This window comes from Rathayibacter rathayi (assembly GCF_004011095.1).
Lineage (GTDB): Bacteria > Actinomycetota > Actinomycetes > Actinomycetales > Microbacteriaceae > Rathayibacter > Rathayibacter rathayi.
In genome coordinates this window covers 2,602,972-2,626,625 of sequence record NZ_CP028129.1, presented here as the reverse complement: position 1 = coordinate 2,626,625, position 23,654 = coordinate 2,602,972, and the positions used below count along the sequence as shown (strand labels likewise).

Below are 23,654 nucleotides of genomic sequence, written 5' to 3'. Positions count from 1 at the left end.
GTCAGAGGACCTTTGCGATCGCGCGGCGCTTCGCCGCGGGGAAGACCGCGAGCACGCCGCGGTCGGAGGGGAGGAGGTCGTCGAGCGCCTCGGCGTCGACGCAAGAGGCGACCACGGTGAAGGTGCCGTCGACGGTGCGCGCCGCGTCGAGCTCGGCCCGGATCGCGTCGCGCAGCTGCGGATCGGTGACCGTGTCGAGGTCGTCGAGCACGAGGATCGGCGGGGCTGACTCCAGTGCCGAGCGCACCTCGGCGACGGGATCGGCCGCTCCGGCCAGGCGCACCAGAGCGACCCTGCCGCGCACGGCGGCGGAGCGGATCGGCACGACCAGGCCCGCGACTTTCAGGCGTCCGGAGTCGGGGGCGAGGCGGCCAGCGATGCTCAACAGCAGTGCGGTGCGGCCGGAGCGGTGCGGGCCGTGCACCACCAGGGAGGAGCCCGGCGCGACCCGCAGGGAGACATCGTGGTAGATGGGGCCGTTGGGTCCGTCGAGGCAGAGACCCTCGGCGGCGATCACGTCGGTGGATCCCGGCTCCGGCCAGTCGGCGAGCGCGAGCTCCTTCGTCAGGCCCTCGCCCTCGACATCGAAGGAGGGCAGGACGCGGTCGAGCCAGCGCGGCATCTGCCACGCGCGGTCGCCGAGCAGGTGCAGAACTGCAGGAACCAGCGTCATCCGGACGATGAACGCGTCGACGAAGACGCCCACGGCCAACCCGAGCGCGATCGGCTTGATATTGGTGTCCCCCTCCGGCACGAAGGCGGCGAAGACCGAGAACATGATGATCGCGGCGGCCGTGACCACCTTGGCCGAGCCGACGAAGCCCGACTCGACGGCCGCTCGTGCCGGGCGGCCGTGCACGTAGTCCTCGCGCATTCGCGAGACCAGGAACACCTCGTAGTCCATCGCCAGTCCGAAGAGCACGCCCATCAGGATGATCGGCATGAAGCTGATGATCGGACCGGTCTTGTCGACGTGCAGTGCGTCCGAGAACCAGCCCCACTCGAACACCGCGGCCACGGCGCCGAAGGACGCTCCGACCGAGAGCAGGTAGCCCAGCGTCGCCTTGATCGGCACCCAGAGCGAGCGGAACACCATCGTCAGCAGCACCAGCGACAGGCCGACCACGAGCAGGCCGAACGGCAATAGCGCTCTGGCGAGCGTGTCCGAGATGTCGATGCCGACCGCGGTCTGGCCGGTCACCGCGAGGTCGACGCCATACTCCCGCTGGAAGTCGTCGTGCTTGTCGCGGATCTCGGCGACCAGCGCCTTGGTCGTCTCGGAGTCCGGTCCGCCCTCCGGGATCACCTGGATGATGCCGGTGTCAGCGGTCTCGTTCGGCGTCGCGAGCGGCACCGAGGCGACTCCGTCGAGCTTCTCGATCTCGCCCTTGAGGTCGTTCATCAGGCCGAGTGGATCGGTCGAGCCGATGATCGTGCCGGTGACGATGAGCGGGCCGTTGTAGCCGGCGCCGAAGTTCTCGGCGAGGAGGTCGTAGGTGGTGCGCGCCGGCGTGCCCTCGGCCTGGTAGCCGGCGTCCGGCAGAGCGAGGCGGAGGCTGAGCGCCGGGATGCTGGCGACCCCGAGCACGCCGATCACCGCGATGATCGTGACGATCGGGAACCGGGTGACGACGCGGACCCAACCGCGGAAAAAGCCGCGCGGAACCTGGGCGTGTGCGTGACCGCCGGCGGAGGCGCTCCCCGTGTGTTCTTCCGTGTCGACGTGCGTCCCCGCGGCGGCGGCGGCCTTTGCGGCCTTCTTCTTCGCGCGGCGCTCCCTGGGCCGCAGCCGCGCACCGGCGAAGCCGAGCAGCGCGGGGGTCAGAGTGAGGGCGATGACCACGGCGATCGCGACTCCGCCCGCCGCGGCGATGCCCATCGTGGTGAGGAATGGGATGCCGGCGACTGAGAGGCCGACCAGGGCGATGATCACGGTCAGGCCGGCGAAGACGACGGCGGATCCGGCGGTCGCCGTCGCGCGCGCGGTCGACTCCTCCGGCTCCATCCCCTGCTTCAACTGGTCCTGGTGGCGGCTGATGATGAAAAGGGCGTAGTCGATCCCGACCGCCAGTCCCAGCATCAGCGCCAGGAGCGGTGTGGTCGACGAGATCGAGGCGAAGCGGGTGGCGATGAAGATCGCCGACATCGAGAGGGCGACGCCGAGCAGCGCGGTGACCAGCGGCATCCCGGCGGCGAGGAACGAGCCGAAGGTGAGCACGAGCACCACGAGGGCGACGACGAGGCCGATCGCCTCGGTGATCGTCACGCCGGGCAGGTTCTGGGCGAAGAGGTCGCCGCCGAGCGAGACCACGGATCCGGCGGGCAGGGCGTTCTGAAGGGTCGTCGCCTCGGCCTTGAGCGCGTCGCGGCTCTCGGGGCTCGTGGTGGTCGCGGAGCCGTCCATCTGCGCGGTGATGACGAGGGCATTGCCGCCCTCCGAGATCGTGCCGGAGACGCTGTCGGAGTACGGGTCGGTGACTGCCGCGACCTCGTCGATGTCGCCCAGCGCGGTGACTGCGTCGCCCACGGGACCCTTCACGTCGGCATCCTGGACGCTGCCTCCCTCGGGAGCGATGACGACGTATCGGGCCGACGTGCCGCTGACCTGGGGGAAGGTGCGCTCGAGCTGATCCAGCGCGGTCTGCGACTGGGTCCCCGGGATCGAGAAGGTGTTGTCGGTGCCCTGGTTGAGTAGCAGCGCGCCTCCGCCGCCCGCCACGACGATCAGCAGCCACAGGACGGCGACGAGACGGTGGGCGCGGTACACGCGACGACCGAGGCGGTAGAGCAGCGACGACACGCGGTCTCCTGACGGGGGTGGGCGGGAGGAGATACGTCTCTGTACCGAAGTGGAGCTCGGCTCCGATACACGAGCGTATCCGATACGGTACCGTATTCGATACAGAAATGTATCGGATAGGGTGATCGGCGTCGAAGGTGTTGACAGAGCGGACAGGAGCCGGAGATGACCGCGATTGACCCCACCGCTCCCGAAACCTCCCGTCGCGGGCGCACCCGAGAGCGCTTGCTCGACGCCGCCTACGAGGTGTTCGCCGAGACCGGCGTGCACAGCGCCTCCGTCGAGCAGATCTGCGAGCGCGCCGGATTCTCGCGCGGCGCCTTCTACTCCAACTTCTCCACCAAGGAGGAGCTATTCTTCGCGCTGATGGAGCGGGAGAACTGCGCCCGGATCACCACCCTCATCGAGCAGATGGGCCGCACGATCCCGCGGGTCGTCTCTGCCGACGAGCCGCTGACCGCCGAGACGCTCGCCGTGGTCATCCTCGATTTCCTCCAGGGGCCGACCACCGACAACCGGCGCTGGTGCGTGGTCGAGTCGGAGTTCGAACTCCTGGCGCTGCGCGACCCGAGAATCGCACCGCAGTACCGAGACTTCCGCGCGGGCTTCGATGCGTCGCTCGTCGAGATCGTGCACGGGGCGCTCCGTCAGGTGCGTCGGGAGTTCTCGCTGGAGGCGACGACTGCGGTGCGGCTCCTGGTGGCGGGGTACGACGACGCCGTGAAGCAGTCGATCCTCGAGGACGAGTCCGAGACGGAGTCGCTGGAGCGCCTGCGCACGACCCTGACGGCGGTCGTGCTCGCCATCTCGGCCGCCGACGCCTGAGCGGGGCCCGGTCCCCGCTCCTCGGCCCGCGCGTCGAGGATGGACGCAGGGAACTGCGTCAGCTCGAACACCCCGGATCTGGCGGGCGAGGCGATCGTCGGGCTGCAGGAGCACCGGGCGGCGAGCCTGCTGGCCGCGCGGGCTTTCGCCGTGCACGGGCTCGGCGCGGTTGTGCCGGCGCACTTCGGGCAGAAGCGCCCGGTGGGGGACGCGGTCTGAGCCGGGTGGCGTTCACAACGCAGGAAGGATCGGCCGCAGCGCCTGCGAGACCGCGTCGTGCGGAGGCCGGATCCGAATCCTTCCTGCGTTATGAACGGAATCAGTCGAGCGAGGCCAGCTCCTCGGCGCTGAGCTGCAGGTCGGCGGCCGTCGCTGAGTCGCGGATGCTCCCGGGTGGGTGCTCACCAGGCGTAGTCCTCAGGGGCGCTCCGGTGACCGGGGAAGATCTCGTCGAGGCGGGCGAGGGCCTCGGAGTCGAGGGTGATGTCGACCGCGGCGACCGCGCTCTCGAGCTGCTCCAGCGTGCGCGGGCCGGTGATCGGCCCGGTGACCGCGGGCTGGTGCAGGAGCCACGCCAGGGCTAGCTCGCCGGGCGCCTCGCCGCGCTCGCGGGCGAACGCCTCCCACTGCTCCAGCGCGGGGCGGTGCTCCTGGATTGCGGCGAGGGTGCGCTCGGAGGAGCGGCGCCCGCCCTGGGCGGCCTTCTCGAGCACGCCGCCCAGCAATCCGCCCTGCAGCGGCGACCAGGGGATGACGCCGAGCCCGTAGTGCAGCGCGGCGGGCAGGACCTCGCGTTCGACGTCGCGGACGAGCAGATTGTAGATCGACTGCTCCGAGGCGAGGCCGGTGAAGTGGCGGGCGTGCGCCGCCTCCTGCGCCTGGGCGATGTGCCAGCCGGCGAAGTTGCTGGAGCCGACGTAGAGGACCTTGCCCTGCTGCACGGCGACCTCCATCGCCTGCCAGATCTCGTCCCACGGCGTCGTCCTGTCGATGTGGTGGAACTGGTAGAGGTCGATGTGGTCGGTCTGCAGGCGGCGCAGGCTCTCATCGAGTGCGCGGCGCAGCGTGAGCGCCGAGAGGCGGCCGCCGTTGGGCCACGAGTCGCGGCCGCCCTCGGCACCGGGGGCGGCGAATTCGCCCATGTCGCCGAAAACCTTGGTCGCGAGGACCGTGCGCTCGCGGCGCTCGCCACCCTGCGCGAACCAGCGGCCGACGATTTGCTCGGTAGCGCCCCGGCCTGCCTCGCCTCCGTAGACGTTGGCCGTGTCGAAGAAATTGACGCCGAGTTCGTGCGCGCGGTCCATGATCGCGAAGGAGTCGGACTCCTCGGTCTGCATGCCAAAGTTCATGGTTCCGAGGACGGCGCGGGAGACGGACAGGCCGGTGCGGCCGAGGTGCGTGTACTGCATAGTCCCAGTCGACGCCTGATCGGGCCGAATGTCCAACAGGTGTTCGACATGGCTGCGTTCGACGGGGAGGTCAATCGGTGGCGCTTGTCCGGGGGTGACTTCGGGCACGGTGCTGTCCGCGCGTGCGGTGCGAGTTAGAGTCACGGAATGATCCGGACGACGCAGCGCCTCGTGATGGTCCTCGCCGCGGCAATCCTGCTGGCCGGCTGCACGTCCCAGGTGCCGAACCCCGTCGGGGAGACGAGCCCCGTCGCCGCGCCATCGGACGTCTCCGTCTCGTCAGAGCCGCTCGCCGTGAGCGCGGAGTCGGCGACGCGCCCCGTACCGACCGTCCCGACCACGCCCGCGCCGGTTAAGGACGCCGCGGGTGAGTGCTCGATCGAGACGCTCGACGAGGGCACCCTCGACGGTGTCGACATCGAGCGTGTGCGCGACCGCGGTAGCCGCCGGGGCGCGACCGGGACCGTGAGCACCGCCTCCGGCGGCACGCCCGCCTCCTATCTCGTGTCCGCCGGCGACATCAGCGAGCGGATCGCGGACCGCTTCTGCATCAGCGCCGACTACCTCGCGGCCCTGAACTCGGTGCGCCGGGACGGCGTCGACATCGAGAGCCTCTTCGGCGGCGACACCCTCAACCTCCGACCGACGACCGTCCTCGGCGTCGGCGACCAGAACGGCCGCGTCCTCCACAACGCCAAGCCCCGCGACCTCCCGACGCAGACCGGCTGACGCTGCGGACGCGGCCCCTGGGGCCCGACGCGAGAGCGCAGATGTTGTCGCACTCGGCGTCGAGTGCGACAACATTTGGAGAGTGGCGGGAGCGGGCCGGGACGCGCTCAGCCGAAGTAGCGCGGCAGCACGGCGCTGTTCACCGAGCGCAGCTCGTCCAGCGGCAGTGTGAACAGCCCCTGCACCTCGACCGCGGGAGTTGCCGCGTCGGTCACGCCGATCCGCAGCACCGGGTAGCCCCGGCCCTCGCAGAGCCCGCGGAACTTCACGTCGTCCTCGCGCGGCACCGACACGAGCACGCGGCCCGTCGACTCCGAGAACAGCGCGGCCGTCGCGTCGACGCCGTCGCGCTCCATCAGCTCGCCGAGCCAGATGCGCGCCCCGACGCCGAAACGCAGGGCCGACTCGGCCAGCGCCACCACGAGCCCACCGTCGGCGAGGTCGTGGGCGGAGGCGATCAGCGACTCCTTCGCGCCCGCCGAAATCAGCTCGGCCAGCGCCCGCTCGGCCGCCAGGTCGAGCTGCGGCGGCAGTCCGCCGAGGTGGTTGTGCACCGTGCCGGCCCACGCGGAGCCGTCGAGTTCGTCGCGGGTCGTGCCGAGGAGGTAGAGGTTGTCGCCCTCGTCCTGCCAGCCGGAGGGGATGCGGCGCGCCACGTCGTCGATCACGCCGAGCACTCCCACGACCGGAGTCGGGAAGATCGGCACGTCGCCGGTCTGGTTGTAGAACGAGACGTTGCCGCCGGTGACGGGGATCTCGAGCTCCAGGCAGGCGTCGGCGAGAGCGCCCACGGCCTCGCGGAACTGCCACATCACCTCCGGGTTCTCGGGGCTACCGAAGTTGAGGCAGTCCGAGACGGCGACCGGCGTCGCTCCCGTGACCGCGACATTGCGGAACGCCTCGGCCAGCGCCAGGCGCGCGCCCTGCGCGGGGTCCAGCTGGCACCAGCGCCCGTTCGCGTCGGTCGCGACCGCGAAGCCCAGGCCCGACTCCTCGTCGACGCGGACCATGCCGCCGTCGTCCGGGTAGCTCAACGCCGTGTTGCCGAGCACGTAGCGGTCGTACTGCGAGGTGATCCAGCTCTTGTCGGCCAGGTTCGCGGAGCCCAGCAGGGCCAGGGTCTCGGCGCGCAGGGCGGCACCCTCGCTCGAGCGGGGCAGACGGGAGGAGGAGTCAGCCTGGAGCGCGTCGAGCCAGGCCGGGTAGGCGATCGGGCGCTCGTAGACCGGCCCGTCGACGGCGACGGTGCGCGGGTCGACGTTGACGATCTCTTCGCCCTGCCAGTCGATGATGAGGCGACCGGAGTCGGTGACCTCCCCGAGAACGCTGGTCTCGACGTCCCACTTGCTCACAACCTCGAGGAACGCGTCGAGCTTCTCGGGGCGCACGACGGCCATCATCCGCTCCTGCGACTCCGACATCAGAATCTCCTCGGCGGTCAGCGAGGGGTCGCGCAGCAGCACGGAGTCGAGCGAGATGTACATGCCGCCGTCGCCGTTCGACGCCAGCTCGGAGGTGGCGCACGAGATGCCCGCGGCGCCCAGGTCTTGGATGCCCTCGACGAGGTCTTTGCGGAACAGCTCGAGGCAGCATTCGATGAGCACCTTCTCGGCGAACGGGTCGCCGACCTGCACCGCGGGGCGCTTGGTCGGTCCGCCGTCGGCGAAGGTGTCGGAGGCGAGGATCGACGCGCCGCCGATGCCGTCGCCTCCCGTGCGCGCTCCGAAGAGCACGACCTTGTTGCCGACGCCGCGGGCGTTCGCGAGGTGCAGGTCCTCGTGGCGCAGGACGCCGACGGCGAGCGCGTTCACGAGCGGGTTGCCCTGGTAGACGGAGTCGAAGTAGGTCTCGCCGCCGATGTTCGGCAGGCCGAGGCAGTTGCCGTAGAAGGAGATGCCGGCCACGACGCCGTGCACGACGCGCGCGGTGTCCGGGTCGTCGATCGCACCGAAACGCAGCGCATCCATGACCGCGACCGGCCGCGCGCCCATCGAGATGATGTCGCGGACGATACCGCCCACTCCGGTCGCCGCTCCCTGGAACGGCTCGATGTAGCTGGGGTGGTTGTGGCTCTCGATCTTGAAGGTGACCGCCCAGCCCTCGCCGACGTCGACCACTCCCGCGTTCTCGCCGATGCCGACCATGAGGTTCTTCTTCATCGCGGGCGAGACCTTCTGCCCGAACTGGCGGAGGTACATCTTGGACGACTTGTAGGAGCAGTGCTCGCTCCACATCACCGAGTACATCGCGAGCTCGCCGCTGGTGGGTCGCCGGCCGAGGATCTCGCGGATTCTCGCGTACTCGTCGGGCTTGAGCCCGAGGGCCGCGTAGGGCTGCTCCCGCTCGGGCGTCGCCTCCGCGTTCGCAGTGGTGTCGGGAACGGCGATGCGGCTGTCTGCCATGTGCTGGAGGCTCCAGGGGAGGGGGACGGGATGCGGCATTGATCCTACCCGGCGCCGTCGCCCCGGCCCGGGCGAGCGGGGGTGCGGGCATCGGCGCCTAGGATCGGCCGGGTGAAGCGGGCGGCTCTGCTGCTCGCGGGCAGGATCGCCTCCAGCGTGGCCGCGTTCCTCACCGGTGTGCTCCTCTGGCTGTGGTTCCGGAGCGAACTCGGCTCGACGCTCGCGCTGATCCCGGCCGGGCTGTTTTTCCTCTTCCCGCGCACCGCCGTGGGCGCAGGCACGCGGATTGACCGGCTCGCCCTCCTGGAGCCGTTCATGGTGCTGTTCGCCGTCGCGGCGATGGCGGCGGCGTGGACCTGGTCGCGCGCCTCGCCCAGCAGGCGGAGCGGTTGGCTGATCGCGCTGGCCGGCGCGCTGCTCGCCCTGTCGGTCACCTCGAAGCTGACCACCGGGGTCCTCGCCTACCTGCCCGTGCACCCGGTCGAGGCGATCCGGTACCTGCTCGACTTCCCGTCCGAGCACAACGCCGACGGACACCTGATCGAGGTCGTCGGCTTTGCGTACGTCTTCCCGCCGTGGTGGGCGAACCTCTGGTTCATGCTCGCCGGGATCGGGCCGGTAGCGCTCGCCGTGCTGCTCCTGGGCACCCTGCTGGCCCTGCTCGCTCCGCGGTGCCGCGCGCTGGTGCTGTACTTCGGCGGCGCGACCCTGCTCCTGCTGGTGTTCCACCTGGTCATCAGCGCGGCGGCGCGACCGCACTACTACACGGCGTGGGCCTGGCTGCTGTGTGCGCTGGCGGGCATCGGTATCGCGGAGGCGCTGCGCGGCGGGATGGTGCTGCCTATGCCGGTCGCGCGCGGGTCGGGCGCGGTGCTGCTGGCCGCCTCCGTCGTGGTCGCGATCGCCACCTCGGCGGGCATCGCCGAGGAGCGGCCGACCGGGATCGCGCGGGTGGCCGACGTGCTGCGCGAGCGCGGGCTCGACGGCGGCCTCGTGCTTGCGCAGGGCATGTCCTCCGGTGTCTACGTGCCTACCTCGGGGACCGTGTGACGACCGATCCGTCCTCCGCTGGCATTGTCGCCATCGCGATTGCGCGGTCGGCGCGGTTCCCGGTCGATCCGCGGGTCACCGCTTACCTCGAGTCGGTGCACCCCGAGACGGTGCGGCTCGACGACCTCACGCTCGTGCTGACGGGCGGGCCGCTGCCGTGACGGCCGAGACGGCCTCGCCGAAGACCTCAGCTGTCGAGTAGCTTAGCGGTCAACTGGCGGAGGGCGCTTGGGCTCCTCGGGCCGGTGCGAACGAGATGTGCGGCCTGCAAGCCTGCGCTTGCAGCACCGTCGATGTCGATGGCAACATCGTCGCCAATATACAGAACACGCTCTGCACTGAGGCCGAAACGTTCGGAGGAGATCAAGAATGCCTCCGGCGCAGGCTTTGCAAATCCGATGTCCTCCGAAACGATGATGAAGTCAACGACCGTCCCGACTCCCGTCCGCTCGATCTTTCTGTGTTGCATTGCAGAGGCTCCGTTCGTCAATATCCCTATCGGGAATCGTCGGCGTAGGCGACTCAGGGATTCGACGACGTCGGAGTAAAGCTGCCAGAGCTCTTCGTAGTAGGCCAGGTATCGGTCATACATTTCGAGCTGTTCGTCAGTAGTCGGCACCGCCCGGTCTGATGCGACACTCCTGAGGAAGCGTGTCATGCGACGGGTCCGGGTCAGGCTCATGGACACCCCGAGGTGGGGCTCCGGCGGGATGGCGCGCTCAGCGTCGCGCCAGTGGCGCCAGTGTGATCCATTCGGCTCGATGTTCTGATCGGCGGCCCATAGACGGAACGCCGATTCGGCAGCCCGGCTGTGGTCGAGAAGGGTGTCGTCGAGGTCACACAAGATCGCATCGACGCGGTTGGAGATCATCTCGTCAGCAAAGGACAGACGTCGTGAGCGATTTCTGCTCGCTCGCCCCTGGTGAGTGCACGCAGAGGAGGGCGTACGTAATCGGACTCAATGATGCCCTGAAGGGTGAGGATGTGCTTGAATTTGGCGATGAATCCACCCTTGGGCACCGAGAGGAACATGGTCACGGGCGATATGCGAACCGCTAGCTCGAGGGCATCCTCTATGCGGCCGCTGTCGAAGGCGGAATGGAGCGCGGCGATCTCGCGTGGAAGGATATTACCGATGGCCGTGGCCGAACCTCGTCCACCGCCGCGTAGACCTTGAAAGAGCATCATGTCCTCTCCAACGATCGTAGTCACGGCCTGTGTGGCGGATCGATAGGCGGCAAAAAGTCCCGGATCGGCGGTCGCGATCTTCGCGTAGCGGATATTGGGCGACTGCTCGTTGGCTTGGCGAAGGACGTCTGGACTGAGGCGGATACCGTTCGAACCGTCGTACAGCATCACATCAAGGTCCGTTGAACCGGCGATGGCGGAGTAGTGAGCGAGTTGCGCAGCGGCGCTGCTGTCGAAATAGATGGGAGGAACGACCATCAGGCAGTCGGCCTTCGCTTCCTGCGCCACTGCGGCAAGCTGGACCGTCTCGGCGGTTCCATCACTGCCGACGCCCACCGTCACGGGTACACGCCCGCTGATGTGTTCGAGCCCTATCCTCATGACCTGAAGGCGCTCATCATGTGAGAGACCGAAGAATTCTCCGGTCGACCCGAGGAGAATGATGCCTTTTGCCCCGCCTGCGATAACGTGATCGATGAGTCGCTGAAGAGAGCGGGTATCGAAGGAGCCGTCGGCGTGGAAAGGGGTGACAAGGAGAGTGTTGGCGCCTGAGAGGTCGAGCATCATGTGGAGGCCTTTCGATCAGTGCGGATCAGAGGGACGAGGAGAATGCCGGCAAGAGAGACGACGGACATGGTGAAGAGTGCTAGTTCGAAGCTGGCACCGATGATGTGGCCAGCAATCACCGTGAGCACCGCAGTGCTGAGACCCATGGCGAGCGATGCGTACAGCCCCTGTGCTGCGCCCTGAACCTCGACACCAACCCGATCTCGGACGTAGACGGTGAACGCAAGGTGGGTCGTCGCGTAGGACCCGGCGTGTAGCAACTGCGATAAGGCGAGCAGTGGCCAGCTCTCCGCGAAGGCAAGAAGTAGCCAACGCGTCGTCGCGATGGCTGAGCCGACCGCAAAGAGGGTGCGGACGCCGAGTCCTTCGACTCGTCTTCGAGCCAGAGAGAACAGCGCGAACTCACTTACGGGTGCGAGTACCAGCAGAAAGGGCACAGCGGCAGGAGGGGCAAGTTCGCCGACTCGGATCGCTCCGAAGCTGTAGTAAGCGGCGTGAGATCCTTGAATCAAAGCGGCAATCGTCAGGCTGAGGAGGAAGGTCCTGTCGCGTGCGAGATCTGCGAAGCCACATGCGCCGGAGCCGCAGATGCGAAGCGCCTCTTCGTCGCGAGGCTGGACGATTCCGACGATCGCCATCAGAAGGCATGAACCTATGAGAGTTGGGGCTAGCACATCTGCGCCGAGTGCAGAGGTCAGCCAGCCCGTGGCCAGGGTGCCGATCATGAAACCGAGAGATCCGAGCGCTCTCGTCGGCCCGTAAACTAGTAGCCCTCGTTTGGCGGCGACCGTGGCAAGCGTCTCGTTCAGCGGCAACATGATTGGGTAGATCAGGCCGAAAGCGGTCGACATGATGAGAAGCATCGGCAGCCCGGCCACGAAGAGGTACGGTATCGCGGCTGCGGTGACGGCCCACGGAACGATTCGACTCAATCGGAGTAAGGTTGCGTGGCGATTTACCGCCGGATAGATGAGCGCCACTGTCACGGCGCGGGCCATCAGTGAGCATCCGATTGCGAGACCGATCTCGGAGGTCGAGAAGCCACGATGCGCCAGCCAGAGGCCCCAGTAGGACTGGAAGACCGCCCAGGTCATGAAGAAAGTGAGGAACCTCGATGATATCCATGCCCGCACGGACAGCATCATCCGCACATCCTTTCTAGTCGAGTGACAAGCGCATCCGACGTCGACGTGTCCGGATATAGGTCAGTGATGCGAATCGATTTCTCCGCGGCGCGAACGAACATCGCAGTTTCTTGATTTACCGCGCGCACTTCGCTCAGACAAGCGTCGAGGCCGCGCCTAAGAGAACCCAGTGGCTCGACACCGCTCTCCAGCACGATCTTCGTCGGAAGGCGAGTTCCAGGATGGACTGCGTTCACCGTGATACCGCGCGATTTCCATCGTCGCGCGAAGACGTCCGTAATGATCAGAAGGAGCGCCTTTGACTGGCGGTAGGAGTTCTGCCGCGACCAATTCGAGGTGAGTTGGAGGTCGAAGATGTCGACGAGTCCCTGGTTCGTGGAGGCCACATTGACGACGCGACTGCCCGGCCCGAGCCGATCGCCTAGTCCTCGTAGAAGCGCGAGCGGAGCGAGTGCGTTGACCGCCAGGCGGGACTCCCAGCCGTCGATCGTCGTTTGACGCTCACTATTCGGAGGACCATAGCCTCCGGCTGCATTGTTGACCATGATGTCGAGTCGATCTGTCTCGCTCTCGACCTGTTCGACGAGGTGGGAGACCTGCGTTCGGAATGTGAGGTCTGCGGCGATGACGCGCGCACCCCATGCGACGAGATCCCGCCCCTCCCCCTCTGTTCGGACGTGGGCGAAGACTGTCCAACCCTCAGCTAGGAGCGCTCGACACATGCCGCCGCCTAAGCCGCCCGATGCGCCGGTGACGAACGCGACTCGCTTGGTTGCCGTCATAGGGTGGCGTGGATGAGGTCAGAAGGCATCAAGACGTGTTCGTCATCCACATCACGCGCCAGGCGACGGCCCACGACGTCGGCAAGGTCCGCTGGCCGGATCCCTGAGAGTCCTGATGTCTTCGCTGAGAGGATCGCATGCTCGAGCACTGTACCCGCAGGATGGTTACCTCGAACGACAAGCGTTTTGGCCATTTTCGCAAGGGCCGGAGCTTCCTCGGGAATCTGCCGCTTCACGGGAGAGCCGAGGGCGGCTCTGATGGTTGCGAGGTCCTCGACCATGGACTTCATCTCGGCAGGTGTCTGAGAGAAGTGGTGGTCGCTGCCCGGCGCACCTTTGTCCAGCGTGAAATGGCGCTCGGTAATTCTTGCCCCAAGTGCGTAGGCTGCCACTGGAACGGCGTTGAGGACGTCGTGCCCGGAGTATCCGATCACCGTGCTCGGGAAGAGCCTGCGGTATGTTTCGATCACTTGCAGATTGAGCTGATCTGCCTGCGCCGGGTAGGTTGCGGTGCATTGCAACAGTGCAAACTGTGCCCCTACATGTTCGAGGACGCCTACTGCTGTCACCACGTCTGAGAGAGTCGCTCCACCGGAACTCACGATCATGGGAAGACCGGTGCGGGCGGCGGTCTCCAATAGCGGAGAGTTCGTCAGATCGCCTGAAGCGATCTTGATGGCGGGCAGGCCGACGCGAACGATGAAATCGACACTTGCCTCGTCGAACGCAGTAGTGAAGAAGTCAATGCCGAGGTCGGCGGCGACAGCAGCAAGTTCACGATATTCGCCCTCGCCGAATTCGAGTGCTTCTCGATGCTGACCGTAGGTCGTGCCGTAACTATTTCGCCCGCTGTACGGCTTGTCGAGCATCTCCCTCGTGAACAGGTGGCGATTGTCCCTCTTTTGCAGTTTGACGGCGGAGGCGCCCGCTCGGGCTGCTGCGGCGAAGAGACTCTTGGCTGTAGCGAGGTCGCCGCCATGATTATGGCCGATCTCCGCGATTACGTACGACCCCGCCCTGTCCGAGATCTCGGTCGCACCGATTGTGAGAGTCCGCATTCTTCCTCCGGGGTCAGGGATGGGATCCAGCCCTCGGCGTGAGTCTCGGGCTCGGTCGCTGGTGCATTTGTGTCAGCGATGAACCTGAAGGTAGCTCACAAGTGATTCGGAAGGGAAGGGCTGGGCGCGAGACGATCCCCCGAAGGAGCACGCCGTGTACCGCGCTGAGTGTGCGTTGAGCGCGCGACTACGCTGCGTGGAAGCGCGCGGACCGGTGACCGCCGCTTGCTGCTCTCAACCGCTTACGTCGAGCGGCAGGCCCCCGGATCCACCGCGTCCGTCAGCGACGGAGCCTGCGCCGCTACGGGCGAGAGCACCGCGAGCGGGATGGCGTAGCCGACGTTGTCGACCGAGGCGGCCTTGCCGAAGACGACGCCCGAGACGGTGCCCTCGAGCGAGAGCAGCGGACCGCCCGAATTGCCCTGGTTGACCACCGCGGCGAGCGTCAGCACCTCGCGCGAGGTCGGCGCGCCATCGACTATCAGCGAGACCGTCGCGTCGGAGGAGACCTCCGCGGAGCCGAGCGTCAGCGGGCCACCGAAGGGGTAGCCCGCGACGACGGCGTCATCCCCGGTCGCCACGGCGTCATCGAGCACGAGCGGAGCGGCGTCCAGGCCGTCCACGGCGATCACCGCGAGATCGGCGGCCGGGTCCAGGTAGACCACCCGGCCGCTGCGCGGTGCCTCGCCCGGAGCCTCGACGACCGGCTCCGAGACCCCGGCCACCACATGCGCGTTGGTGATCACGCGGTCATCCGAGACGACGAAGCCGCTGCCCGTCACTCCGATATCGCAGGCCCAGGCCGTGCCGGAGACGCGCACGACCGAGCGGGTGGCGGCGGCGACCTCCGGGTCGTCGGTCGCCACAGTGGGGATGGTGGGCGCCTGCGTCGGCGCGTCGAGCGCCTCGACGACCCAGGAGGTGCCCTCATCGACGACGGTCGACTGAAGCTGCGCGAGGAGGGCGCGGACGGGGGAGGGGGTGAGGTCGTCGATCGCGCGGACCACGGTCGAGCCAGCGACGGAGGTGGTGACGAGGGGGACGCCGAGGAGGGAGACGGCCGAGGTGATGGCGATCCAGACCAGGCCGGTGATCGCGACGCCGGCGACGCCTCCCGCCAGCCGATCGAGCAGGCCGAGCTTCACCCGGTCCGCGCCGCGGCCGATGACCGCGCCCAGCCCGGCTCCGATCGCGTAGCCGACGCCCAGCAGCAGCACGGCGGTGCCGATCACGGCGAGCAGGCGCCACTCGCTGCCGGCCGCCCACGACGAGACAGCGGGCACAGCGAAGGAGGCGCCGATCGCGCCGGCGACGATGCCCGCGAGGCCACCGAGGGTGCGGAGAAGGCCGCGCCGCAGTCCGTCGACGAGCGCGCCGACGAGACTCAGCACGACGATGACATCGACGATGACGGATGCACCCACGCGGACCTCCTGGCAGTGTCGGGGACGGGATCTTCCAGCATGACCGACGCGGGATGCGCGGACGCCCGGAGGAGGCTGGCAGTCCGGGTGGCCGGACGCGCGATTCGCAGGGGACTGTCCGCTTCGCAGGGGACTGTCCGATGTGCAGGGGCACCGTCCGATGTGCAGGACCGCGTGCGATTAGCAGGGGATCTCGACGTCACGCCGGATTCCACACGGGAAAAAGCCCGGTTGTGCACGAATGTCCTGCGAATCGCACGCGGTCCTGCGAATCGCACGCCTGCCTTGGCGAGCCGCCCGAGACGACCGAGCCCCCGAGCCGCCTAGAAGAACGAGATGCAGTACGGAGTCGCGACAGGCGCAAACAGCCGGTCCACCCGCTCCCGATCTCCCACGAGCCGCGCCAATCCGGCGCGCGCCAGGGTCGAGGGCCGCACCGAGCCCAGCAGCAGCGACCCCAGGTCCGCCACGTCCAGCGACAGCTCGGCGTCGTCCTCCGTGTTCTCCACCGTGCCGGAGCCGCCCTCCGCAGTGATCCGGTAGCGCCCGCCGACGAGCCCCAGCCCGTCCATTACGTCAACCACGACCGTTTCATCCGCGGTCCACGGCCGAGCCGAGAACGCGGCGGCGACGTCGAGGATCCGCAACCAGATCAGGTCGCCCACATGCCGCACCTGAACGACGCGCGCGTCGCGGAGGGCCCAGGTCAGCGGGTCGTCGACAGGCGCCATGTCCCAGGTGACCGCTGAGGCGAGGTCGATCGCGCCCAGGTAACCCCAGAGCGCCAGGTAGGCGTCGGCGTTCGGAGCGACGAGGTCGACGATCTCGAGCATGTGGTCGTCCTCCGGCCCGACCGCGCGGTAGGTCACGAAGCCGTCGAGGGTCCCGGCATCGTCGAGGTGCACGGCCGAGCGGACGTCGAGGCCGGGTGTGGTTTCGCCGGGCGCAGTCCCGACGGAGTTCGCCTCGTAGCGCGACTGCCGCGTCAGCGAGCCGGGGGTCGACGCCTGGAACGCGGCGAACACCTCCGGGATGCGCGGCTGCAGCCAGCTCGTCGAGACGACCTCGACGCGGCCCGCGGGTTCGGTCTGCAGGCCGAAGCGCGGCCCGGTGTCGACGCGGATCGAGCGGGTGAAGGCCGAGCGGCCGAAGCCGAACCGGCGGTAGATGGATGCCTCGCTCGCCGTGAGCGCGGCGACCGGCGTGCCGGCCTCCTTCGCCAGGCGCAGGTCCTCCGTGATCATCGCGCGCAGGATGCCGCGGCGCCGGTGCGTGGGCCGCACGGTCACCTGCGACACCAGGTGCGCCGCCAGCTCCCGCCCGCGCCCGACCTGCAGCGCCCCGGGGAACGCGGCGTAGGTGCCCACCGGCACGCCCTCGCCGTCGAGCCCCTCGGGGGCGGAGGAGTCGACGACGGCGGTGAGCACACGCTGGTCGGCGACCATGTGCTCGGCCCAGTCGCGCAGCTTCTCGGGCGTGAACTCCTTCTCGTGGAAGCCGGCGTTGATCGCGGTGGCCCACGCGGCGGTGGCGGAGTCAGGTCCGCCGTCTGCGGTGAGGGCGGCGGGGAAACGGCGGAGGTCGAGACCGGTGAGGGGCATCCGTCCAGCGTATTCATCCGGGGTGCGCGGGCGCTGAACTGCGGCTCGTGGACTCGCGCTCGGCTCGCCGGATCCGCCCGTTCCTACGAGCCGGACGTGTTCGCGCGAGCCCAACGTGCTCGCGAGCCGGATGCGTGCGCGCGAGCCGGACGCAACCGACGGGCGGAAGCGAGCCGGCGCGGCCGACCGGCGGGAGGAGGCGGGCCCTCAGAGCACTGTCCACCGCTTCTCCAGCGCCGCGTCCACCGCCTCCGCCAGCACATCCAGCCGCGCGGAGTCCAGTCGTCCCGGTTCCGCAAACACCCGCACCCGCTCGCTCATCGCCGCGATTGCCGAGCGCCGCCGCGGCAGCGTCGCCGTGAACGCGCAGTCCCGGAGCAGCACCAGCAGTGCTCCCGCCGCGCCCCGCGCCTCCGCCAGCACCTCGAGCCGCCGCTCGAACGGCGACTCCGGCACCATCACGCGCAGGAAACCGTCCACATCCTGGAACGCCGCCGGCGGGTCGGGGATGCGCGCCAGAAGTGCCAGCGCCGAGCCGAGTGCGTCCAGGTCGCCCGCGCGCGCCCGCGCCCGCAGCCGCGAATCCACGTCCTCCGCCGGCCCCGCCCCGAGCTCCACCGTCCGCAGCACGAGCGCGTCGAGCCGACGCTCCTCCTCCTCGCCCGGGACGGACGGGGTCGCCGACCACCACGAGAGCAGCGGAGTCGCGGCCACCGCGTGCTCGCCGAGCCTTCGCTCCACCGCAACCAGCAGGTCCTCGCGCGCGGCGAGCGCCACCAGTGCGTCCACATCGACGCGCAGCAGCGTGCCCGATCTGGGCGGCAGCACCAGGCGGCGGCCGGAGGGAGGCACCAGCTCCGCGCGCGTCCTCGTGCCCGGTCCGCGCTCGCTCGCGAGCCGGATCTCCTCCTCGAGGGTCCGCCGAGGTCGTCGTCCGCTTCCCAGCGCCATGCCGTCACGCTACCGTCGGCCGCATGACCCGTTTTCTCGCCCTCCTGCGCGGAGTGAATGTCAACGGGCGCACCGTCCGCAACGCGGAACTGGCCGAGACGGTCGCCGGTGTCGGAGGGGAGCGGGTGCGGACGGTGCTGGCGAGCGGCAATGCGGCCTTCGACTCCGATCGCCTCGCCGCCGAACTGAAGCCCGCGCTCGAAGCGGCGCTCGCCGAGCGGTTCGGCTACGACGCCTGGATCGTGCTCGTGACGCAGGAGGCGCTCGCCGCGGTGCTCGCTGCCTACCCGTTCCCGCGAATCGACGACGAGGCGCACCCCTCTGTCGTCTTCGGCTCCGACGACGAGGCGCTCGACGCTGCGCTGGCAGCGATCGGCGATCCCGACCCGGCGGTCGAGCTGATCCGCCGCGGTGCCGGCGTCCTCTATTGGCGTTGCCCGCGCGGATCCTCCACGGACACTCCCATCGCGAGGATCCTTGCCCGCTCCGCCTACCGCTCGACCACGACGACCCGGAACCTGCGCACCGTCGAGAAGCTCGCGACGGCCTGACGTTCGTAACCGAGGCGGAAAAGACCCGAGCCCCGCTTGAGGCCGCTTGAGGCCCTTCTGACCTCGGTTGCGCACCGCGGCCCGCCCCCACGGCTAAGAACCTGCACATTCTTTGGTTAGGCTGCCCTTAGTACCCGGGCCACTCGGACCGCCGGCCGCCTCCCGCACCGCCTCTCGAAAAGAAACAGTGCCCCGCGCCACCACCCTCGCCCTGCTCGCCGCCACCGCGCCCGCCCTGGGCATCCGCGTCACCGCGACGCGCCTCGTCGTGATCGTCGCGGCGGTCGGGCTGATCGCCTTCGCGACGACCGCCGCCGGTCCGATCGCCCTCGTGGCCTTCCTCTCCGGCCCGATCGCCGCCCGCCTGATCGGGCCCGCCTCGCTCCTCATCCCTCGTCGGCGCGCTGCTTGTGCTCGTCGCCGACGTCGTCGGGCAGTCCGGGCTGGGTCTGCTCTACCCGGTCGGAGTGGTCACCGGCGTCCTCGGGGCGCTAGCTCATCGTCCGCAGCAACAGCGCGGGAGACTCACTGGGACCACCGCGCACACCCTGACGGCCGAGGGGGTCACCCTCGGCTACGGCGACCGGACGGTCGTCGACGGCCTCAGCACCGACCCGACCTCGGGCACCCCGCTGATGCTTCCGCTCGGGCGGCGTCGCCCCGCCGCGGCGCGGATCGACTCCGTGAATGGCGCAGAGATGACGGACGTGTAAACGGTTCCATACGGTGACCTGGGGCCGTATACGATACGTCCAGTCCGCGACGGACGACCGTCCCGCGGCGGATGACCGTCATCGGCGGAACCGCCGAACGCCTGCCCCCGATCAGAGGTCCCCCGCCGTGATTGCATCCCTGACGCGCCCCGACGCCTCCGCTCTCCGCGGAGTCCGCGCGCTCCTGTTCGACCTCGACGGAGTGCTGACGCCGACCGCCGACGTGCACATGCAGGCCTGGTCGCGGCTGTTCACGGAGTACCTCTCCTCGCGCGGTGTCGCCGAGGGCTACACCGACGCCGACTACTTCCGGTACATCGACGGCCGCCCGCGCTACGACGGCGTCCGGGCGCTCCTCGCCTCGCGCGGCATCACCCTGCCCGAGGGCACGCCGGCGGACGACCCGTCGCTCGAGACCGTCTGCGGGCTCGGCAACCGCAAGAACGACGCCTTCAACCGCACCCTCGCCGAGAACGGAGTCGCGCCCTACCCGGGCTCGCTCCGCTTCGTCGACGCCGCGATCGCCTCGGGCGTCGAGGTCGCCGTGGTGACCTCCTCCCGCAACGGCGTGCCGGTGCTCGAGGCCGCGGGCCTGCGCGAGCGCTTCGAGGTCGTCGTCGACGGACTCCTCGCCGCCGAGCGCGCGATCGCCGGCAAGCCCGCGCCCGACACCTACCTCTACGCGGCCGAACTCCTGGGCCTTGCGGCGGCCGACTGCGCCGTCCTCGAGGACGCGCACTCCGGGGTCGCCGCGGGCCGGGCCGGCGGCTTCGGCCTCGTCGTCGGTGTCGACCGCGGAGTCGGCGCCGACACCCTGCTTGAGCACGGTGCCGACCTGGTCGTGGACGATCTGGCCGAGCTGCTCCCCTTCCTCCCCACCGCCCCCGCCCCCGAGGACGCCGCATGAACCCCATCACCGCCGACCCGCTGGACCGGAACCGCTTCCCGATCGACGAGTGGGCCCTCGCCGAGACCGAGTTCGCCTCCGAGCTGCAGGGCCGCACCGAGACGCTGTTCGCCACCGGCAACGGCTACCTGGGCCTGCGCGGCAACGTGGAGGAGGGGCGCGACGGCTACGCCTACGGGACGTTCATCAACGGGTTCCACGAGACCTGGCCGATCCGCCACGCGGAGGAGGCGTTCGGTTTCGCCCGCGTCGGCCAGACCATCGTGAACGTGCCCGACGCGAAGATCGTCCGTCTCTACGTTGACGACGAGCCGTTCGTGCTCAGCGAGGCCGACGTCCTCGCGTATTCGCGGCGCCTTGACTTCGCGAACGGCGTGCTCACCCGCGAGCTGGAGTGGCGCACCCCGTCCGGTAAGCGCGTGCTGCTCCGGTCGCGTCGCCTGGTCTCGTTCACCGACCGGCACCTCGCGATCCTCGATTACGAGGTCGAGATGCTCGACGCCGACGCCTCCGTGCTCATCTCGAGCCAGATCCTTAACCGTCAGGACGGAGTGGACGAGTACCACGCCCCCTCCGGCAGCGAGGGCGCCGGCTTCGACCCGCGCAAGGCGGAGTCGTTCGAGGACCGGGTGCTCCAGCCCCGACTCAAGCGCGTGAGCGGCACGCGCTACCTCCTCGGCTACCGCACCACCAACTCGCAGATGACGGTCGCGTGTGGCGCCGAGCACCAGCTCGAGACCGAGAACGAGTGGGATCAGACGTCCCAGATCGACGACGACCTCGCCAAGCACGTCTACCGCGTGCAGGCCAAGGTCGGCCGCCCGGTGCGCCTGATCAAGACGCTGACCTACCACACCTCCCGCGGCGTGCCCGTGCGCGAGCTCGCCGACCGCTGCGATCGCACGCTCGACCGCGCCCGTGAGACTCCGGTCGAGGAGCAGTTCACCAAGCAGCGCGAGTGGCTCGACGACTTCTGGACCCGCTCCGACGTGCAGCTCGACGGCCAGCCCGCGATCCAGCAGGCCATCCGCTGGAACCTCTTCCAGCTCGCGCAGTCCACCGCCCGCACCGACGGCGGCGGAGTCGCGGCCAAGGGCGTCTCGGGCTCCGGATACGGCGGCCATTACTTCTGGGACACCGAGGTCTACGTCCTCCCGTTCCTCAGCTACACGGCGCCTCTCGTCGCCCGTAACGCTCTGCGCTTCCGCCAGAACATGCTCGAGGCGGCCCGCTCGCGGGCGGCGGAACTCAATCAGCGCGGCGCGCTGTTCCCGTGGCGCACCATCAACGGGCAGGAGTCGTCGGCGTACTACGCCGCCGGCACCGCGCAGTATCACATCGACGCCGACATCTCGTATGCGCTGATGCAGTACGTGGGCGCGACCGGAGACGACGACTTCCTTGCTCGCGGAGCGATCGACATCCTGGTCGAGACCGCGCGGATGTGGGCCGACCTGGGCTTTTGGCGCAGCAACGGCGACGACCACTTCCACATTCATGGAGTGACGGGGCCGGACGAGTACACGACCGTCGTGAACGACAACCTGTACACGAACGTCATGGCCCGGTCGAACCTCCGCTCCGCCGCGCGTGCTGTCGAGCTGCTCAGGGCCGTCGAGCCGGCCGCGTACGAGCGGATGTCCGACCGCCTTGCCCTCGACGAGGGCGAGGTGCTCGAGTGGGCGCGCGCCGCCGAGAAGATGTACATCCCCTTCGACGCCCGGGCGGGCATCCACCCGCAGGACGCGGCCTTCCTCGAGAAGGAGTTGTGGGACCTCGAGAACACTCCGGCGAGCAAGCGCCCGCTGCTGCTGCACTTCCACCCGCTGGTGATCTACCGCTTCCAGGTGCTGAAGCAGGCCGATGTCGTGCTCGCGCTGCTGCTGCAGGGCAACGAGTTCACTGCCGAGCAGAAGCGCGCCGACTTTGAGTACTACGACGCGCTGACCACCGGCGACTCGACTCTCTCGGCCGTCGTGCAGTCGATCATCGCGGCGGAGGTCGGCTACGGCGACCTCGCCCGCCGTTACTTCCTGTCGGCGCTCTTCGTCGACCTCGCCGATCTGCACCGCAACACCGCGGACGGCATCCATGTCGCCTCGACCGGCGGCGTGTGGAGTGCCCTCGTCTACGGCTTCGGCGGGATGCGCGACCACGCCGGGCGGATCACGCTCGACCCTCGCCTCCCCGACGACTGGGAGAGCCTCGCCTTCCGGATCACCCTCCACGGCACGCGCGTGCGCGTCGAGGTGAGGCAGACGGAGGTCGTGCTGAGCGTCGAGACCGGCGACTCGGCCACGATCACCGTCCGCGACGAGCGCGTGCACGTCGCGGCGGGCAGCCCCGTCCGTGTGCCGCTGAGCCACCAGGGCCGCCGCCTGCATGGCGCCCTGACCACCTCCGACATCGAGGGCACCCGCCGCTCCGACGGCACCGTGATCACCGCCTCGATCCCTACCATCTCGATGACCCCCGAGCCCGAGGTCCTCACCGGCCCCTGATCGCCGACCCATCACGAAGAACGCCGAGACACCGCCCCGAAGGCGGTGTCTCGGCGCGGCTGCCGCGCGCGTCAGGCCGAGGCGAGCAGCGAGCGCAGCGCCGAGGTGAAGAAGGTCAGCCCGTCGACGCCCGAGCGCATCGCGGCGGCCGTGTCGGGCCCGAAGCCCTCCTCGACCGCGTGCTCCGGGTGCGGCATGAGCCCCACCACGGTGCCGCGTCGGTTGCTGATGCCGGCGATATCGTTCATCGAGCCGTTCGGGTTGTGACCGAGGTAGCGGACGACGACGCGCCCCTCCGCCTCCAGTTCGAGCAGCGTCTCGGCCGAGGCGATGTAGCCGCCCTCGCCGTTCTTCAGCGGGATCGTGATCTCCTGGCCGGGCTCGAAGCCGTTCGTCCAGGCGGTCTCGGTGCTGGCGACGAGCAGGCGCTGGTCGCGGCAGACGAAGGATCCGACATCGTTCGCGATCAGGCCGCCGGGCAGCAGGTGCGCCTCCGTCAGCATCTGGAAGCCGTTGCAGATGCCGAGGACCGGAGTCCCGGCGTTCGCCGCGTCGATCACCTCGCGCATGATCGGGGAGTGGGAGGCGATGGCGCCGCAGCGCAGGTAGTCGCCGTACGAGAATCCGCCGGGTAGCACGATCGCGTCGACCCCGTCGAGGTCGTGGTCGCCGTGCCAGAGAGCGACCGGCTCCGCGCCGGCGAAGCGGACGGCGCGCCGGGCGTCGCGGTCGTCGAGCGAGCCGGGGAAGGTGATGACGCCGATCCTCATCGGGCGGCCTGCTCCGGGTAGTGGATTCCGACGACGTCCTCGATCACCGAGTTGGAGAGCATCTCGTCGGCGATCGCCTGCACCGAGGCGCGCACCTCGTCGGTCACCTCGTCCACCGTGATCTCGAAGCGCTTGCCCACGCGCACGCCGTGGAGAGCGGAGTGGCCCAGCCGCGCGAGTGCGCCGGCCACGGCCTTCCCCTGCGGATCGAGCAACTCGGCCTTGGGCATGACTTCAACGACGATCGTGGGCACCGTGTTCTCCGGAGTCTCGGGGGGAGT

Annotated in this window: 21 protein-coding genes and 1 pseudogene; 9 read left to right on the top strand and 13 right to left on the bottom strand. The window is 69.1% G+C overall.

Translation table 11 applies throughout. The annotated features are described in order from the left end of the window. Window position 1: 1 nt before the first annotated feature. On the bottom strand, window positions 2-2,800 hold the full coding sequence (locus tag C1O28_RS12680) for an MMPL family transporter (protein ID WP_097167108.1): 2,799 nt from the start codon (window positions 2,798-2,800) through the stop codon (window positions 2-4). Window positions 2,801-2,965: 165 nt separating this feature from the next. Here C1O28_RS12680 and C1O28_RS12675 point away from each other — a divergent pair, with 165 nt between their 5' ends. Then, window positions 2,966-3,625, top strand: coding sequence for a TetR/AcrR family transcriptional regulator (locus C1O28_RS12675; RefSeq protein ID WP_097167107.1), 660 nt, complete (start codon window positions 2,966-2,968; stop codon window positions 3,623-3,625). Between the two features lie 39 nt (window positions 3,626-3,664). Continuing rightward, the gene (locus tag C1O28_RS12670; RefSeq protein WP_097167106.1) at window positions 3,665-3,844 is read left to right on the top strand and encodes a hypothetical protein; all 180 of its coding nucleotides are present in this window, start codon (window positions 3,665-3,667) and stop codon (window positions 3,842-3,844) included. A gap of 182 nt (window positions 3,845-4,026) precedes the next feature. Here C1O28_RS12670 and C1O28_RS12665 read toward each other — a convergent pair whose 3' ends face one another. Next, the gene (locus tag C1O28_RS12665) at window positions 4,027-5,034 is read right to left on the bottom strand and encodes an aldo/keto reductase (RefSeq protein WP_097167105.1); all 1,008 of its coding nucleotides are present in this window, start codon (window positions 5,032-5,034) and stop codon (window positions 4,027-4,029) included. Window positions 5,035-5,181: 147 nt separating this feature from the next. Here C1O28_RS12665 and C1O28_RS12660 point away from each other — a divergent pair, with 147 nt between their 5' ends. After that, a complete protein-coding gene (locus C1O28_RS12660; RefSeq protein WP_097167104.1) occupies window positions 5,182-5,763 on the top strand; it encodes a hypothetical protein in 582 nt (193 codons plus the stop codon). Between the two features lie 107 nt (window positions 5,764-5,870). Here the strand turns inward: C1O28_RS12660 and purL are convergent, their stop codons facing one another. After that, the gene (purL, locus tag C1O28_RS12655) at window positions 5,871-8,165 is read right to left on the bottom strand and encodes a phosphoribosylformylglycinamidine synthase subunit PurL (protein ID WP_097167103.1); all 2,295 of its coding nucleotides are present in this window, start codon (window positions 8,163-8,165) and stop codon (window positions 5,871-5,873) included. Between the two features lie 111 nt (window positions 8,166-8,276). On the opposite strand from purL, the gene C1O28_RS12650 reads away from it, so the two are divergent. Together C1O28_RS12650 and C1O28_RS15235 are read left to right on the top strand one after the other, a co-directional pair. Continuing rightward, window positions 8,277-9,215, top strand: a complete 939-nt coding sequence (locus C1O28_RS12650; protein WP_097167102.1) for a phospholipid carrier-dependent glycosyltransferase — start codon at window positions 8,277-8,279, stop codon at window positions 9,213-9,215. After that, window positions 9,212-9,376: a hypothetical protein gene (locus C1O28_RS15235; protein WP_160487561.1), complete on the top strand. Its 165-nt coding sequence runs from the start codon at window positions 9,212-9,214 to the stop codon at window positions 9,374-9,376. The genes C1O28_RS12650 and C1O28_RS15235 overlap by 4 nt, the downstream gene beginning before the upstream one ends. Window positions 9,377-9,402: 26 nt before the next feature. On the opposite strand, the gene C1O28_RS12645 is transcribed toward C1O28_RS15235, so the two are convergent. From C1O28_RS12645 to C1O28_RS12610, 8 genes are all read right to left on the bottom strand, one after another. Beyond that, window positions 9,403-10,086 (bottom strand): HAD family hydrolase, encoded by a 684-nt coding sequence (locus C1O28_RS12645; RefSeq protein ID WP_097167101.1) that lies wholly within the window; start codon window positions 10,084-10,086, stop codon window positions 9,403-9,405. Continuing rightward, window positions 10,083-10,970 (bottom strand): dihydrodipicolinate synthase family protein, encoded by an 888-nt coding sequence (locus C1O28_RS12640; protein WP_097167100.1) that lies wholly within the window; start codon window positions 10,968-10,970, stop codon window positions 10,083-10,085. The genes C1O28_RS12645 and C1O28_RS12640 overlap by 4 nt, the downstream gene beginning before the upstream one ends. After that, window positions 10,967-12,115, bottom strand: a complete 1,149-nt coding sequence (locus C1O28_RS12635; protein WP_097167099.1) for an MFS transporter — start codon at window positions 12,113-12,115, stop codon at window positions 10,967-10,969. Before C1O28_RS12635 ends, C1O28_RS12640 begins: the two co-directional genes overlap by 4 nt. Then, the gene (locus C1O28_RS12630) at window positions 12,112-12,897 is read right to left on the bottom strand and encodes an SDR family NAD(P)-dependent oxidoreductase (protein WP_097167098.1); all 786 of its coding nucleotides are present in this window, start codon (window positions 12,895-12,897) and stop codon (window positions 12,112-12,114) included. Before C1O28_RS12630 ends, C1O28_RS12635 begins: the two co-directional genes overlap by 4 nt. After that, a complete protein-coding gene (locus tag C1O28_RS12625; protein WP_097167097.1) occupies window positions 12,894-13,955 on the bottom strand; it encodes an N-acetylneuraminate synthase family protein in 1,062 nt (353 codons plus the stop codon). The genes C1O28_RS12630 and C1O28_RS12625 overlap by 4 nt, the downstream gene beginning before the upstream one ends. 242 nt (window positions 13,956-14,197) lie before the next feature. Further along, window positions 14,198-15,379, bottom strand: coding sequence for a MarP family serine protease (locus C1O28_RS12620; protein ID WP_097167096.1), 1,182 nt, complete (start codon window positions 15,377-15,379; stop codon window positions 14,198-14,200). Window positions 15,380-15,702: 323 nt separating this feature from the next. Continuing rightward, the gene (locus C1O28_RS12615) at window positions 15,703-16,980 is read right to left on the bottom strand and encodes a GNAT family N-acetyltransferase (RefSeq protein WP_097167095.1); all 1,278 of its coding nucleotides are present in this window, start codon (window positions 16,978-16,980) and stop codon (window positions 15,703-15,705) included. Between the two features lie 207 nt (window positions 16,981-17,187). Further along, on the bottom strand, window positions 17,188-17,931 hold the full coding sequence (locus tag C1O28_RS12610) for a DUF2254 family protein (RefSeq protein WP_097167094.1): 744 nt from the start codon (window positions 17,929-17,931) through the stop codon (window positions 17,188-17,190). 23 nt (window positions 17,932-17,954) lie between these two features. Here C1O28_RS12610 and C1O28_RS12605 point away from each other — a divergent pair, with 23 nt between their 5' ends. The 4 genes and pseudogenes from C1O28_RS12605 (at window position 17,955) to C1O28_RS12590 (ending at window position 22,603) form a co-directional block, all read left to right on the top strand. Beyond that, window positions 17,955-18,482, top strand: coding sequence for a DUF1697 domain-containing protein (locus tag C1O28_RS12605; RefSeq protein WP_097167093.1), 528 nt, complete (start codon window positions 17,955-17,957; stop codon window positions 18,480-18,482). A 223-nt stretch (window positions 18,483-18,705) separates the two neighbouring features. Further along, window positions 18,706-19,034 (top strand): annotated as a pseudogene (locus C1O28_RS12600) (iron chelate uptake ABC transporter family permease subunit); the annotation flags it as partial. Between the two features lie 291 nt (window positions 19,035-19,325). Beyond that, the gene (locus C1O28_RS12595) at window positions 19,326-20,102 is read left to right on the top strand and encodes an HAD family hydrolase (RefSeq protein WP_258059012.1); all 777 of its coding nucleotides are present in this window, start codon (window positions 19,326-19,328) and stop codon (window positions 20,100-20,102) included. After that, window positions 20,099-22,603 (top strand): glycoside hydrolase family 65 protein, encoded by a 2,505-nt coding sequence (locus C1O28_RS12590; protein ID WP_097167091.1) that lies wholly within the window; start codon window positions 20,099-20,101, stop codon window positions 22,601-22,603. Before C1O28_RS12595 ends, C1O28_RS12590 begins: the two co-directional genes overlap by 4 nt. Window positions 22,604-22,674: 71 nt before the next feature. Here C1O28_RS12590 and purQ read toward each other — a convergent pair whose 3' ends face one another. Both purQ and purS read right to left on the bottom strand, forming a co-directional pair. Continuing rightward, window positions 22,675-23,373, bottom strand: coding sequence for a phosphoribosylformylglycinamidine synthase subunit PurQ (purQ, locus tag C1O28_RS12585; RefSeq protein WP_097167090.1), 699 nt, complete (start codon window positions 23,371-23,373; stop codon window positions 22,675-22,677). Next, a complete protein-coding gene (purS, locus tag C1O28_RS12580) occupies window positions 23,370-23,627 on the bottom strand; it encodes a phosphoribosylformylglycinamidine synthase subunit PurS (RefSeq protein ID WP_068256025.1) in 258 nt (85 codons plus the stop codon). Before purS ends, purQ begins: the two co-directional genes overlap by 4 nt. Window positions 23,628-23,654 lie beyond the last annotated feature (27 nt).